A 15034-nucleotide genomic window follows, 5' to 3' on the forward strand; every position below is an offset into this window, starting at 1 on the left:
AGTAAAACGGCAACTTTATGACAAGCGTCTGGGATTAGCTATAATGCGCCTCAATTTCTTTTTCTATACCCGTCATACTTCAAGCTGCTTGTGCGTTGACCGCCCTTACTCACCCCAGTCACTTACTTATGTAAGCTCCTGGGGATTCATGCGGTTGTCGCCTTCACGCAACGTGAATTATTTAGGGTATAGTTCGTTTTTTTACATTTTTTGGTGATAGTGACGACATGAATGCTTTGTTTGCCAGTACGGCGCGGGGATTGGAAGAGTTATTAAAAAGCGAACTCGAATCATTGGGTGCGCAGTCCTGTGCGGTTGTGCAGGGCGGTGTCCATTTTGAGGGTGACAATCGCCTGCTGTACCAGAGCCTGCTGTGGAGCCGTCTGGCATCGCGCATTCTGCTGCCGCTGAATGAATTCAAGGTGCACAGCGATCTGGATTTGTATCTGGGCGTGCAGGCGATTGACTGGTCAACGATCTTCAGCATCGATAAAACCTTTGCCGTGCATTTTACCGGTACCAATGAAGATATCCGCAACAGCCAGTACGGTGCGTTAAAAGTCAAAGATGCGATTGTGGATAGCTTCACACGCAAAACCGGGCAGCGCCCAGACGTAGCGAAACAGCAGCCGGATATTCGCGTTAACGTCTTTTTACAGCGTGATATGGCCAGCGTGTCGCTGGATTTAAGCGGCGATGGTTTACATCAGCGTGGCTACCGCGATCTGGCCGGACTGGCGCCGCTAAAAGAGAATCTGGCGGCGGCGATTGTGTTGCGTTCCGGCTGGCAGAGCGGCACGCCGCTGGTCGATCCGATGTGTGGTTCCGGTACCTTGCTGATCGAAGCGGCGATGATCGCGTCCGATCGCGCGCCCGGCTTGCATCGTACGCACTGGGGATTTAACGCCTGGTTAAAGCACGATGCCGAACTATGGCGCGAAGTGACCGCAGAAGCTCAGGTGCGTGCTCGTCAGGGTTTGCAGGCGACAACGTCGCGCTTCTTCGGATCGGATAACGACCGTCGAGTTATTGAGATCGCCAAAGCTAATGCGCGTCGTGCAGGCGTTGCCGAACTGATTTCTTTCGACGTGAGGGATGCCGCACAGCTAAAAAATCCACTGCCGGAAGGCCCGAAAGGTACGGTTGTCAGCAACCCGCCTTACGGTGAGCGTCTGGAAAGTGAGCCCGCGTTGATCGCCCTGCATAATATGCTGGGCCGTAAGATGAAAAGCGACTTTGGTGGCTGGCAACTCTCGCTGTTCAGCGCATCGCCAGAACTGCTGAGCTGTCTGCAACTGCGTGCTGAGCGCCAATTCAAGGCGAAAAACGGCCCGCTGGACTGCGTACAGAAAAATTATCAACTGGCGGATACACCGAGTGGATCTGCGGGGCAAATCGCAGAAGACTTTGCCAACCGTCTACGCAAGAACCTGCGCAAGCTGGAAAAATGGGCGAAGCAGCAGGGGGTTGAGTGCTATCGCCTCTACGATGCCGATCTGCCTGAATATAATGTGGCGGTTGACCGCTACGGCAGTTGGGTCGTCGTACAAGAGTATGCGCCGCCGAAAACTATTGATGCGCAAAAGGCTCGTCAGCGCCTGTTTGATGTGATCAACGCGACGCTGAGCGTGCTGGAATTACCGTCGAACCGTTTGGTGCTGAAAACGCGTGAACGTCAGAAAGGTAAAAACCAGTACGAGAAACTGGCGCAGAAAGGTGACTTCCTGTTGATGGAAGAGTTTGGCGCCAAGCTGTGGGTCAACCTGACCGACTACCTCGATACTGGCCTATTCCTCGACCACCGTATCGCCCGCAAAATGCTGGGTGAGATGAGCCGTGGCAAAGATTTTCTTAACCTGTTTGCCTACACCGGCACGGCGAGTGTGCATGCCGGACTGGGCGGCGCGCGTTCAACGACTACCGTCGATATGTCACGTACCTATCTGGAATGGGCCGAGAAAAACCTGCGGGTGAATGGCCTGACTGGGCGTCAGCATCGTCTGATCCAGGCAGATTGCCTGTCATGGTTACATAACGGCCATGAGCAGTTTGATGTGATCTTCATTGACCCGCCGACCTTCTCTAACTCAAAACGTATGGAAGAGTCGTTTGATGTCCAGCGCGATCATCTGGCGCTGATGAAAGATCTCAAACGCCTGTTACGCCGTGGCGGCACCATCATGTTCTCGAACAATAAACGCGGCTTCCAGATGGATACCGTTGGTCTGACTGCGCTGGGGCTGAACGCCAAAGAAATTACCGCACAGACTCAATCGCAGGATTTTGCTCGTAATCGTCAAATTCATAACTGCTGGCTGCTGACGCATGCCGGTGAGGAAAAGTAACCGATGTCTTTAATCAGTGTTTCAGGTGCGTGGCTGTCGTTCAGCGACGCGCCGCTGTTGGATAACACCGAACTCCATATCGAAGAGAATGAGCGTGTGTGTCTGGTTGGCCGCAACGGTGCGGGTAAATCGACCCTGCTGAAAATTCTGGCCAAAGAGATCCCGCTGGATGATGGTCGTATCACCTATGAGCAGGATCTGATTGTCGCGCGCCTGCAACAGGATCCTCCGCGTGATGTGGCTGGTAGCGTATTTGATTTTGTTGCTGAAGGGGTTGCCGCACAGGCGGATCACCTGAAAAACTATCACGCCATGCTGCGTCTGGTAGAAAGCGATCCGAGTGAAAAGAACCTGAATCAACTGGCTAAGTTGCAGGACGTTTTGGAGCATCAGGGCCTGTGGCAACTGGAAAGCCGCATTCATGAAGTGCTGGAACAGCTTGGCCTGTCTGCCGATGCGCCGCTGGCGTCACTCTCCGGTGGTTGGCTGCGTAAAGCCGCGCTCGGCAGAGCGCTGGTGAGTTCGCCTCGTGTGCTGCTGCTGGATGAACCGACTAATCACTTGGATATCGAAACAATTGACTGGCTGGAAACTTTCCTGAAAACGTTCCAGGGCAGCATTATCTTTATCTCCCATGATCGCTCGTTTATTCGCAATATGGCGACCCGCATTGTCGACCTCGATCGCGGAAAGCTGGTTTCCTGGCCGGGTAACTACGAAAAATATCTGGAAGGGAAAGAAGAAGCACTGCGGGTGGAAGATCTGCAAAATGCAGAGTTCGATCGCAAGCTGGCGCAGGAAGAAGTGTGGATCCGTCAGGGCATTAAAGCGCGTCGTACCCGTAATGAAGGGCGCGTACGAGCGCTGAAAGCCATGCGTCAGGATCGCGCGCAGCGCCGTGAAGTGATGGGCTCGGCGAAAATGCAGGTTGAAGAAGCCGCCCGCTCCGGCAAGATTGTGTTTGAGCTGGAAGACGTGAACTATCTGGTTGATCAGGGCCCTCAGGGTGAAAGGAAAGTCTTGGCGCGCAATTTCTCTGCTCAGGTACAGCGCGGCGACAAGATTGCGCTGGTGGGGCCGAATGGCTGCGGTAAAACCACGCTGCTAAAATTGATGCTGGGTGACTTGGAACCGATCAGCGGTCGTGTGCACTGTGGCACGAAGCTGGAAGTGGCCTATTTCGATCAGCACCGCGCTGAACTCGATCCAGAACGCACGGTGATGGACAACCTAGCGGAAGGCAAGCAGGAAGTGATGGTCAACGGTCGCTCACGCCATGTGCTGGGCTACTTGCAGGACTTCCTGTTCCATCCGAAACGTGCCATGACGCCGGTAAAAGCGCTATCGGGCGGGGAACGTAACCGCCTGCTGTTGGCGCGTTTGTTCCTCAAACCCAGTAACCTGTTGATTCTCGATGAACCGACCAACGATCTGGATGTGGAAACGCTGGAATTGCTGGAAGAGTTAATCGAAAGTTATCAGGGAACGGTTCTGCTGGTCAGCCACGATCGTCAGTTCGTTGATAATTCGGTTACCGAATGCTGGATCTTTGAAGGCGAGGGCCAGATTTCTCGCTTTGTCGGCGGGTATTTTGATGCGCAACAGCAGCGCGCAACGGCCACGCCACTGCGAACGACGGCTGCGCCAGCTGTAACTGCACCAGCGCCAACTGCGAGCACCGCACCGTCCGCTAAACGAAGCGCGGGGAAATTGAGTTATAACCAGCAACGCGAATTAGACCAATTGCCGCTGCGTCTTGAGCAACTGGAGCAGGAAATTGCGTCGCTGCAAGCACAGATGAATGACGCCAGTTTCTTTAACCGCCCACGCGAAGAGACGCAGCAGGTCTTAAGTGCTCTGGCGGAGGCGGAAAGCGCGTTGGAAACCTGTTTCGAACGTTGGGAAGAGCTGGAAGCACAGAAAAACGGCTAATTCACGTAGTTGTATGACGCCATCAATATGGGGGTAATATCCCGTATTGATGGGGTTTTCAGTCAGAAGCTGACGAATTTTGAAGGAGAGAACGTGTGTGTTCCCATCACGATCGGCATGACTGTAATCTTCAACACGAGCATCGCCATGATGACTATATGCTTTGCCCGCAGTGCGACTTGCTGGTTGAGTTACCTGAGTTGTCACGCGGCCAGAAAGCGACCTGCCCACGCTGTAAAACCACGCTAACCAACCACCAGACTGAACCGCGTAAACGGCCAGTTGGCTACGCGGTGAGTGCACTGTTCATGCTATTGCTGGCAAACCTCTTCCCCTTCGTTTCTATGCGCGTGGCGGGTATCACCAGCGAAATTACCCTGATACAAATTCCCAAAGTGATGGTGGCGGAAAACTACGCCAGCGTCGCGACGCTGTTTATGCTTTTTGTCCAACTGGTTCCGGCTTTCAGTATGGCGACCCTCATTCTGCTTTGCCTGCACGCCTCTTTGCCGCTGGCGTTGAAAAAAAGCCTGGGCAAGATGCTGTTTCATCTCAAAAGCTGGGGGATGGCGGAGATTTTCCTGGCCGGTGTGCTGGTCAGCTTTGTCAAACTGATGGCCTATGGTGATATCGGCATCGGCACCAGCTTTATGCCTTTTGTCCTGTTCTGTCTGTTACAACTACTGGCCTTCCAAAGCCTCGATCGCCGCTGGTTGTGGAATGACATCGTGCCGCCTCCCGCGCTGCCTGCGCCACCGGTTCTGGGACAAAGCGGGTTATCGCAAGGGCTGCGTTCATGCACATGCTGCACCGCCATTCTGCCCGCTAGCCAGTTAATCTGCCCGCGCTGCCACTCACGCGGACATGCCCGTAAGAAGCACAGCCTGCAATGGACATTGGCCCTACTGATGACCTCCATCATGCTCTATATCCCTTCGAATTTGATGCCGATCATGATCACCGAAGCCTTCGGTGATCGCATGGGTTCGACAATCATGTCGGGCGTCATCCTGTTGTGGGGGATGGGGTCTTATCCTGTCGCGCTGGTGATTTTTGTCGCCAGCGTCATGGTGCCATCGCTAAAAATGCTGGCGTTAGGCTGGCTTTGCTGGCAGGCCAATCGCAAAACCAAGAAAACGGAAGATAGCGAGCGAATGCATGTCATCTATGAGATGGTTGAGTTTGTTGGGCGCTGGTCGATGATTGATGTGTTCGTGATTGCCGTCCTATCGGCGATGGTGCGTATCGGTCGCTTGATGAGTATTTATCCCGCCGTTGGGGCGGTGTTGTTCGCGGCGGTGGTGATTCTGACCATGTTTGCCGCGATGATGTTTGATCCCCGCTTGTTGTGGGATCGTCGCGATGATGTTCTTCATAAGGAGCCTGCCGTTGGCGAAAGATAACCCTGCCATTGCGGATGTAGAAACGATTAAACGCTGGTCGCCGGTCTGGATTGTACCGATTGTCACGGTGCTGATCGGTGCCTGGATACTATTTTACCATTTCAGCCATCAAGGGCCGCAAATTACGCTGATTACCAGCAACGCAGAAGGGATTGAAGCGGGAAAAACGGCCATCAAAAGCCGTAGCGTAGACGTTGGAGTGATAGAGAGCGTCGTACTGAGTGACGATCTCCATCGAGTGGAGATCAAAGCACGCCTGCATGACGGTATGGAGAAACTCCTAAAGCAGGACTCCGCTTTCTGGGTGGTGAAGCCGCAAATTGGTCGCGAAGGCGTTTCCGGTCTGGGGACGCTCTTATCCGGTGCTTACATTGAGCTACAGCCCGGAGCCAGTAAAGAGGGTAAAAGCGAGTTTACCCTGCTGGATGCGCCGCCGCTGGCCTCACCGGATGCGAAAGGCATCAGGGTAATACTGGACAGTGAGCAATCCGGGCAGTTGAATGCGGGCGATCCGGTCCTGTTCCGCGGCTATCGGGTGGGGTCGGTGGAAACCAGCGAGTTCGACCCGAAAGCACGCAAGATGCGCTATCAGCTGTTTATTTCTGCGCCGTATGACGGTCTGGTCACCAGCAATGTTCGTTTCTGGAAAGATAGCGGCGTGGCGTTCGATATGTCGGCGCAGGGTATGCGTGTCGAAATGGGCTCGTTGACGACGTTATTCAGCGGTGGCGTCAGCTTTGATGTTCCCGCTGGATGGGAGCTGGGCGATGCGGCCAAGACCATGGCGCAGTATCGACTGTTTGATAGCCAGCGCAGCATTCAGGACTCGCTATACACTGAATATAAAGAGTACCTGCTGTTTTTCAGCGAATCGATCCGTGGCCTACAGGCGGGCGCGCCGGTTGAGTTCCGCGGCATTCGACTGGGCACGGTTGCCGAAGCGCCATTTTTCCCAAAAAATATGAAGCAGGATCTGGATGATGATTATCGCATTCCGGTGCTTATCCGTATTGAACCCGATCGGTTCGAGAAGAAGATTGGTGGCTCGTTCGACTTTGAACAGCATCTGAAGCAAGCCCAGTCGCTGGGGCTGCGTGCGTCGATGAAGTCGGCTAACCTCCTGACGGGCGCGCTCTATATCGATCTCGATTTTTATCCAAAAGAGAAAGTGGATAAACAGCTGTTCGTTCTGGACGGCTACCCAGTCCTGCCAACTATTGACGGTGGCCTGTCACAGATTCAGCAGAAGCTGATGGCCGTGCTGGATAAGGTCAATAACCTGCCGCTGAATCCGATGGTCAATGAAGCAACGAAGACGCTGACGGAAAGTCAGGCAACGCTGCGCGAAATGCAAAAAACGCTGGCGACGTTGAACAAGCTGACATCCAGCAAAGCGATGCAGGATCTGCCAGAAGACATGCAAAAAACGCTGCTTGAGCTGAATCGCAGTATGAAAGGTTTCCAGCCCGGCTCACCGGCGTATAACAAGATGGTGGCGGATATGCAGCGGTTGGATCAGGTATTGAGGGAGCTACAGCCTGTGCTGCGTACCCTGAATGAGAAAAGTAATGCGTTGGTGTTTGAGGCGTCGGGTAGTGAGGATCCTCAGCCGAAGAGGGCAAAATAATGATGAAAGCATGGACACTGGTTCTGGCGCTGCTATTGAGCGCGTGCAGCAGCAGTAATACGCAGAAAACGTACTATCAGTTGCCGACAATCGCGGATGCCACTACGACGCAGGCTGCGGTGACTCAGGGGTATCCGCTATGGGTTGAACATGTCAGCGTGGCGGATTACCTCGTCAATGCTGGCTTGGTTTATCAAACTAGCGATGTGCAGTATGTCATTGCCAGCAACAACCTGTGGGCCAGTCCGTTGGATCAGCAATTACAGCAAGCGCTGGTGACTAATCTGGGGAATAAACTGCCCGGTTGGGTCGTGACCACGCAGCCACAGGGAAGTGAACCGGCTGTGCTGAACGTGGCGGTTACGGGTTTTCACGGCCGCTATGATGGCAATGTTATCGTCCGTGGCGAATGGATGCTGACCTATCAGGGAAAAGTGATTAAACGCCCCTTTAGCGTGGTGCTGCCACAAACGGAAGATGGCTATGACGCGCTGGTAAGAACACTGGCGCAAGGCTGGCAGCAGGTTTCCCAGTCGATTGCCCAGCAGGCGGGGACGCTGAAATAACGGTTACGGGTGCTCGGTATTATCCGATCACGTTTTGACATAACTAACGTTCTAAAAAAATCAGGCCTCTAGAGATGTAATGCTATGATTGCATTGCGTTTTTATGGTTTTTTATTGTTTTCAATCAGTTAGGTTTTTCGATTCTTTAACGGGGAAAATTCCTATTTTGGATCACAAATATGACACTGGCGTGAATTTTGCGCCTTGACCTTTGGCGACAGAATCGGTATTGATAGTCTGTGATTGCTTACAAAGTAATCATTGTTTTCTTTCCACCAGATAAATGATGAGGGAAATAAGGCATGAAGAGACAGAAACGCGATCGCCTAGAACGGGCTCATTCACGTGGTTATCAAGCAGGTATTGTCGGTAGACCAAAGGAATTTTGTCCTTATCAATCAATTAATGCCCGGTCTTACTGGTTGGGAGGCTGGCGAAAAGCCATGGAGGACAGGGCTGTTACCGCTTAGCGCGCCTTGTCATTAGAGGGAACGCCTCCGCTTCTGCGGAGGCTTTTGTTTTTTAGGGGCTAAATACCCTGGTTCTGCATCTCTCTCTGTTCAATCGACACAGAGTTCAACCAACAGACACGAACGATACATTCAATCGATACACGTCCTTAACAAATAGATGGCCTCGCACAGCGATCCAGAGCGTTGTTACTTCTGTAACGTTATTTACCTATTAGTTTCGATTTCGATCATTTTAGTCATTTTTTATTCGTTATTGTTCGATATTGACTTAAAATTGAGTGATTTAGGTGATTGGTCATTATTTTTTTGTTAAAAAATCTATCGTTACTACCTGAATGGTATGGCTCAAGGCGGCAATGTAGTGTAGTTTTTTGTTCAGAATTTTCTTAAAAGCGTTGAGAGAGAAGAATATCGTGAAATTGCGAACCAGAATTGCACTGCTGTGCAGTACGACTTTGTTAGGGATGTTAATTTTATCTGCGGTGGCGCTGAATACGCTCTATAACACGATGATGAGCGAACGCACTGGCCAACTTTCTACGCTGGTTCAACTGGCTCACGCCGCGGCACAAAAGGCATATGACCTTGAGAAAAGCGGTCAGCTGTCACGTGAGGATGCAGAGAAAGAGGCCAAACGGGCAATTAGCAGTTTCCATAAGGACGATCGTTATTTCTTCGTACGCGGTTATACGAATGATGTGAACTACGTTCACCCGAATCCTAAGCGTATTGGCATTGTCGATGCCAATGGCGGTAAAGAGGCGGGAGAACGCTACCGTGCGTCGCTTCAAGGCAATACGATTGGCACGGTGATCGCAGAAGGGACGCGTCCAGGTCAGCAGAATAAGGTTGAGAAGCTTTATGCTGTCATTAAATTCGAGCCTTGGGACTGGACGATTGGCTACGGTGACTACATTGACGATATCCAACAAACGTTCTGGCACAACGCGCTGATCCTGCTGTCTTTAGGGTTGGTTCTGCTGTTAATCATTTCTACATTTGCATGGAATATGTTGCGTACGCTGATGCGCCAGCTTGGCGGTGAGCCGCAATATGCGGTGGAGGTTGTGCGCGAAATTGCGGAAGGCAATTTGCGTGTTGATGTTGAAACGAAGCCTGGCGATCAAACCAGTATTCTCTATGCTATTCGCGCGATGCGCGACAACCTGTCGCATCTGGTTAATCAGGTTCGTAGCAGCACCAACTCGATTGCTACCGCTTCAACGCAGATAGCATCGGGTAACGGTGATTTGTCTGCTCGTACCGAATCGCAGGCCAGCGCTCTAGAACAAACGGCTGCGGCAATGGAACAGTTGACCGCGACGGTGACACAGAATGCAGATAACGCGCGCTACGCGAATGAACTTGCGGTGTCGGCATCGGATGTCGCGGTGCGCGGTGGGGATGTTGTCAGCCGAGTCGTGGTGACGATGGACTCCATCAGTACATCATCGCGTAAGATTGTGGATATCATCGGCGTTATTGACAGCATCGCTTTCCAGACGAATATTCTGGCGCTGAATGCGGCGGTAGAAGCGGCACGGGCCGGTGAACAAGGCCGTGGCTTCGCTGTGGTCGCAAGTGAAGTCCGCACGCTGGCGCAGCGCTCTGCATCCGCCGCGCGGGAAATTAAAGGCTTGATTGATGATTCTGTTGCCAAGGTGGGGGAAGGCACAGATTTCGTGAAGCAGGCGGGCGATACCATGAGTGAAGTGGTTGAAAGCGTACACCGCGTCACGTCCATGATGGGCGAGATTAGCGCGGCGAGTGCAGAGCAGCGTTCCGGTATTGAACAGGTCAATCTCGCGATATCGCAGATGGATCAGAGTACCGAACAGAATGCGGCGTTGGTTGAAGAAGCATTGGCTGCGGCACACTCGCTGAGCGAGCAGGCACAAGAGCTGTCACGCACCGTTGAACAATTCCGCGTTGATGAATCTGCGGGCAGCTATCTGGCGCTGGGGGCAAGATAGCTACAACGAAACGGCAGCGTTCAGGTAGTATCGAACTTTGCCGACGTTTTTATCCGTCATGACATCAGATTGAACCCGACACATACGTGTCGGGTTGTTCGTAAAACCAGCAAGCAGCTTAAGCGTTTCACTCGTTGCCGGAGGGGAAATCTTCAGAAAGACTCCCAGTCTTCTTTATTATTCGCTGGCGGCAGTGCTACGGGTTTCAGCCTGCCAGATAATTGTGTGCCGGATGATGAACGATGTTGCGTCGTGGACTCTGTTCCCAGCTTGAATACCGAGACCAGTTGTGACAACTGATCGGCCTGTTGCTCCAGGGAAGACGCCGCAGAAGAGGATTCCTGCACGAGAGCGGCATTCTGCTGAGTGGTGGAATCCAGTTCTGTTACCGCTTTACCTATTTGATCAATACCTCGACTCTGCTCTTCAGATGCATTCGAAATTTCATTCATGATCCCACTGACATTGGTGACTGAAGAAATGATCTGTTCCATTGTGCCCCCCGCTTTATTCGCCATTTCTGACCCAGCGTGCACGCGTTGGACGGATTCTTGTATGAGACTCTCTATTTCTTTAGCTGCCTGCGCACTACGTTGTGCAAGGTTTCTTACCTCACCGGCGACGACAGCGAAGCCCCGACCTTGTTCACCGGCCCGTGCCGCTTCTACCGCCGCATTCAGCGCCAGAATATTCGTCTGGAATGAGATACCATTAATCACGCTGATTATTTCAGTAATTTTCTTTGAACTTTCAGTGATCACACCCATAGTATCGATCACATCCCAAACAATTTTGCCACCTGAACGGGCGTGGTTTGCGGCCACTTCAGCAAGATGACTGGCTTCACGGGCATTATCTGCATTACGTTTTACGGTTGAGGTTAATTCTTCCATGCTGGCTGCGGTTTCCACAACGGCGGATGATTGCTCCTCAGTGCGTGATGCTAGATCTGTGTTACCTGCAGAAATTTCTGATGATGCCGTAGCGACATGCATGACAGATTCTTTTATCTGAGAAATCATATCGCGTAGCCGCTGATTCATTGTCGCTAGAGCGGTAGTCAGGCGACCCAATTCGTCGGAGGACTGGGGTTCAATTACGGCAGTCAAGTCACCACTGGCAATATACTCGGCAAGGGTCAAACTATTCCTTATTTGGCGAGTCATCTGGTGCGTGATTAACCATGCGACCAATAGGCCGACTACCACTGCGCACACTGCAACCAGTGCTGTTATTGTGATCACTTGCTGCGTGATATCCAGGTTTTTTTGAGTTTGTAATGTCACCAAATTTTGTATCGTGTTAGCGATTTTTTCGGCAAAGCCCGTTAATGTGTTGGCGACATCTCGTGACTGCTGAAGTGCCGCTGAATAGTTATTGACATTGCTTTTAAGCGTATTAAGGAATAGTTGTACAGTCTTTTTATCTGCATCGGTTAGCTGTAGGCCTTCTGCCGCTAACAGATTCAGAGCAGAACGGTAATCGGTCTCAAAAACATCCTGTCCGTTTTTTCCGTCAGATGACTGGATCTGAAGCACGTCGATCCACAAACGATTGAGTACATTCAGTAGTATCAGGTCCTGCTTTGTGGATTGTTCATGAGTGACTAACATCTGATTCAATTTGTCCAGTACAGACTTCTGTTCTGGTGCCGTCAACGATTTAGATGCATCCACTGATTGGCGTTCAAATTTGACGAAATTATCCCGTGCATCGGCATAGGCAGGGATGGTATTCCTTAAGTCATTAAATAATACGCGAGCCTCCGATCCCCAAACGAAACTTTCCCCTTGCACCACCTTGCTATACATTTTATCAATAGCAACCTTATTTGCCTGAATAGCACTTTCATCGTGATTAATTTGATAGGCAAGACGGTTTCGCCGTGCGATGTTTAATTCATCATTGATTTCACCGACCAACGCACCCTTTAGCGCATAGTCTCGGATGCTAGCTGACTGCTGTATACTAAAAATTGATGAGATAATTATTATTATTATCAATATAGCAAATCCGCCGAACAGCTTTGTTCCAACAGAACGGTTTCTGAACCATGAAAAAAGGTATGTCATAGAGGTATCCTCAAAAATATTTTCAATTTAAAACATGCCAATGACTCGAATTGTTAACCACTTACGTAATTTGTTGGTTTTTTGTGCGTGTAACCCGACTGTCAGGTTCATTGTTCATTATTGCGATGCATGAGATAAAATAGATATTTTATTATATTTTCGGATACATAAAACTAATCTTTAGTGCTCGTTTTAAATAAATTTAATGTTTAATTAAATGGCTGATTGTGTATTTCTAATGAATGGATTTTCATCATGATTCAATAAAACCATGATGTGGTATTTTAATTTAAAGATATAAGAAGCTCGATGGTTAATTTATTTTTGTTAATGTAATGTTACTTTGCTTGCAATAGAAATATTGATTCCTGATGTTGGCGTAATGTGATCATAGTATGGGAACGATATTCTATCCACTTGATACCTATAATTTATTTTTAATTGATAATTTATCCTTTTTATTCAATGGTATAACGCATATCTCAAAACTGAATAAGAAATACTCTCTTATTTATAAAAATACTTAAAGCAAGGCGCGAAGTATGCATCACTGAATAGTGAGGATTTCAGGAAGATAACTTTACTTGGTAAAATGGAGGTGGGACTAAGTAAAATTCTGACTTCAACAGTTCCTGGCGGGATGCCCCAGTGGTATTATGTTAAGAAAATTTGAATTGCTGTTTGGTTTATGAATTATAGTGTTATAACTTATAAAGGCTGAGTTCGCAGGCGCAGGTATCAGAAAACGTCTTGTAGGAACTTAGGTGAATGCTGTTTATGGGGTTTCCATGATGGTATTTATACTTATTTTCAGCATTCGTTGTGCACATCTTATCCCAGAGTTATTTATTGCTATGTTAACAATGGTTTCTTTTCCTGGTTTATACTCGTCAGTTAGTTAATGAAGGCAGGAAAAAACCCGCTTAATGAGAGGTATGTAGGGGGATTGACTCGTAGCCTCCCGCCGTTGGCGGTTCAAAACGCAATCCTATCGTTTTTTCGAACGCTGCCAACACTTCTCATCCGTTCCAACGATACAAAAGAAAACGTAAGAGAAATAATACCCCTGCGTTTCCTCCGTGTTAATTTCAGTGCCATCCCTCTACACTTTCTGTTTACCCATGAGTCGTTGTGTGATGAGCGCGTGGCTCTCTTCACTTGAACAGAGTGGTATTAGGGAGACAGGATGCAGCAAACACCGTTATTCAATAATCACTATTTTCACCAGTTGCCGGGGTTCTACACCGCGCTACAGCCTACGCCGCTGCATGGTGCTCGCCTGCTTTATCATAGCGAGGGATTGGCCGCGGAGCTTGGGCTGTCTTCCGACTGGTTTACGCCAGAACAGAATGCCGTCTGGAGCGGCGAACGTTTGCTGCCGGGAATGGCGCCGCTGGCGCAGGTTTATAGCGGCCATCAGTTTGGCATGTGGGCTGGTCAACTGGGGGACGGGCGCGGCATCCTGCTGGGAGAACAACAGCTGCCGGATGGCCGCAGTATGGACTGGCACCTGAAAGGTGCGGGGCTGACGCCGTATTCACGTATGGGAGACGGTCGCGCGGTGCTGCGCTCGGCGATACGCGAATTTCTGGCCTCGGAAGCGATGCATCATCTGGGGATTCCCACCACGCGGGCGCTGACGATTGTCACCAGCACACATCCGGTGCAGCGTGAGCAGGAAGAAAAGGGCGCAATGCTGCTGCGCGTGGCGGAAAGCCATGTGCGCTTCGGTCATTTTGAGCACTTCTACTATCGCCGTGAGCCAGAAAAGGTGCGTCAACTGGTGGAGTATGTGATCGCCCGCCACTGGCCGCAGTGGGAAAACGACGAGCGGCGTTATGAGTTATGGTTCGGTGATGTGGTAGAGCGTACTGCCCGTCTGATTACACATTGGCAGGCCGTCGGTTTTGCGCACGGCGTAATGAATACGGACAACATGTCGATTTTAGGGCTGACCATCGACTACGGCCCTTATGGCTTTTTAGATGCCTATCAGCCCGGTTTCATTTGCAATCACTCCGACCATCGCGGGCGCTACGCGTTTGACAATCAGCCCGCTGTGGGGTTGTGGAATTTGCATCGGCTGGCGCAGGCGCTGTCGGGGTTGATGGACACTGAAACGTTGGAACGTGCGCTTGCACGCTACGAACCGGCACTGATGCAGCACTATGGCACGCTGATGCGCGCTAAGCTGGGCTTATTTACCGCGAGTCCCGAGGATAATGACGTGCTGGTCGGGCTGTTGCGTTTGATGCAGCAAGAAGGCAGCGATTACACCCGCACGTTCCGCCTGCTGGCAGACAGCGAAAAGCAGGCATCACGCTCGCCGCTCCGTGATGAATTTATCGATAGGGCCGCGTTCGATAGCTGGTTTGCGACCTACCGCCAGAGGCTGAGGCAGGAAGAACAGGGCGATGAGGAACGTCGCCGCCTGATGAATGCGACGAACCCGAAATATATTCTGCGTAATTATCTGGCGCAAATGGCGATTGAACGGGCGGAAAACGGCGACATCAGCGTGTTGGCGCGTCTGCATCAGGCGCTGTGCCAACCGTTTGATGAACAGCCGGAGAAGAACGATTTAGCGGCGTTACCGCCAGAATGGGGTAAGCATCTGGAGATTTCCTGCTCCAGTTGAACCGG

10 protein-coding genes are annotated in these 15034 nt (G+C 50.9%); 8 read left to right on the forward strand and 2 right to left on the reverse strand.

All coding sequences use genetic code 11. The features are described 5' to 3' along the window. Nucleotides 1–227: 227 nt before the first annotated feature. The 7 genes from rlmKL (at nucleotide 228) to DMB82_RS09215 (ending at nucleotide 10319) form a co-directional block, all read left to right on the forward strand. Complete coding sequence (gene rlmKL / locus DMB82_RS09185) at nucleotides 228–2345, forward strand: bifunctional 23S rRNA (guanine(2069)-N(7))-methyltransferase RlmK/23S rRNA (guanine(2445)-N(2))-methyltransferase RlmL (protein WP_116163414.1); 2118 nt, start codon at nucleotides 228–230, stop codon at nucleotides 2343–2345. Between the two features lie 3 nt (nucleotides 2346–2348). After that, nucleotides 2349–4277, forward strand: a complete 1929-nt coding sequence (locus DMB82_RS09190; RefSeq protein ID WP_102116314.1) for an ABC transporter ATP-binding protein — start codon at nucleotides 2349–2351, stop codon at nucleotides 4275–4277. Nucleotides 4278–4372: 95 nt separating this feature from the next. After that, entirely contained in the window at nucleotides 4373–5680 is a 1308-nt protein-coding gene (pqiA, locus tag DMB82_RS09195) for a membrane integrity-associated transporter subunit PqiA (RefSeq protein ID WP_102116315.1), read from the forward strand. After that, nucleotides 5640–7307, forward strand: coding sequence for an intermembrane transport protein PqiB (gene pqiB, locus DMB82_RS09200; protein WP_420892626.1), 1668 nt, complete (start codon nucleotides 5640–5642; stop codon nucleotides 7305–7307). Before pqiA ends, pqiB begins: the two co-directional genes overlap by 41 nt. Continuing rightward, entirely contained in the window at nucleotides 7307–7873 is a 567-nt protein-coding gene (gene pqiC, locus DMB82_RS09205; protein WP_116163410.1) for a membrane integrity-associated transporter subunit PqiC, read from the forward strand. Before pqiB ends, pqiC begins: the two co-directional genes overlap by 1 nt. Before the next feature lie 302 nt (nucleotides 7874–8175). Continuing rightward, a complete protein-coding gene (gene rmf, locus DMB82_RS09210; protein WP_010276992.1) occupies nucleotides 8176–8343 on the forward strand; it encodes a ribosome modulation factor in 168 nt (55 codons plus the stop codon). A 416-nt stretch (nucleotides 8344–8759) separates the two neighbouring features. Beyond that, a complete protein-coding gene (locus DMB82_RS09215; protein WP_102116318.1) occupies nucleotides 8760–10319 on the forward strand; it encodes a methyl-accepting chemotaxis protein in 1560 nt (519 codons plus the stop codon). Nucleotides 10320–10471: 152 nt separating this feature from the next. Here the strand turns inward: DMB82_RS09215 and DMB82_RS09220 are convergent, their stop codons facing one another. Both DMB82_RS09220 and DMB82_RS20785 read right to left on the reverse strand, forming a co-directional pair. After that, nucleotides 10472–12391: a methyl-accepting chemotaxis protein gene (locus DMB82_RS09220; RefSeq protein WP_116155610.1), complete on the reverse strand. Its 1920-nt coding sequence runs from the start codon at nucleotides 12389–12391 to the stop codon at nucleotides 10472–10474. Between the two features lie 775 nt (nucleotides 12392–13166). Continuing rightward, a complete protein-coding gene (locus DMB82_RS20785; RefSeq protein ID WP_102116530.1) occupies nucleotides 13167–13256 on the reverse strand; it encodes a hypothetical protein in 90 nt (29 codons plus the stop codon). A gap of 321 nt (nucleotides 13257–13577) precedes the next feature. Here DMB82_RS20785 and DMB82_RS09225 point away from each other — a divergent pair, with 321 nt between their 5' ends. Then, entirely contained in the window at nucleotides 13578–15029 is a 1452-nt protein-coding gene (locus tag DMB82_RS09225; protein ID WP_116163408.1) for a protein adenylyltransferase SelO, read from the forward strand. Nucleotides 15030–15034 lie beyond the last annotated feature (5 nt).

The sequence above is a fragment of the Pectobacterium aquaticum genome (genome assembly GCF_003382565.3).
Taxonomy (GTDB): Bacteria; Pseudomonadota; Gammaproteobacteria; order Enterobacterales; family Enterobacteriaceae; genus Pectobacterium; species Pectobacterium aquaticum.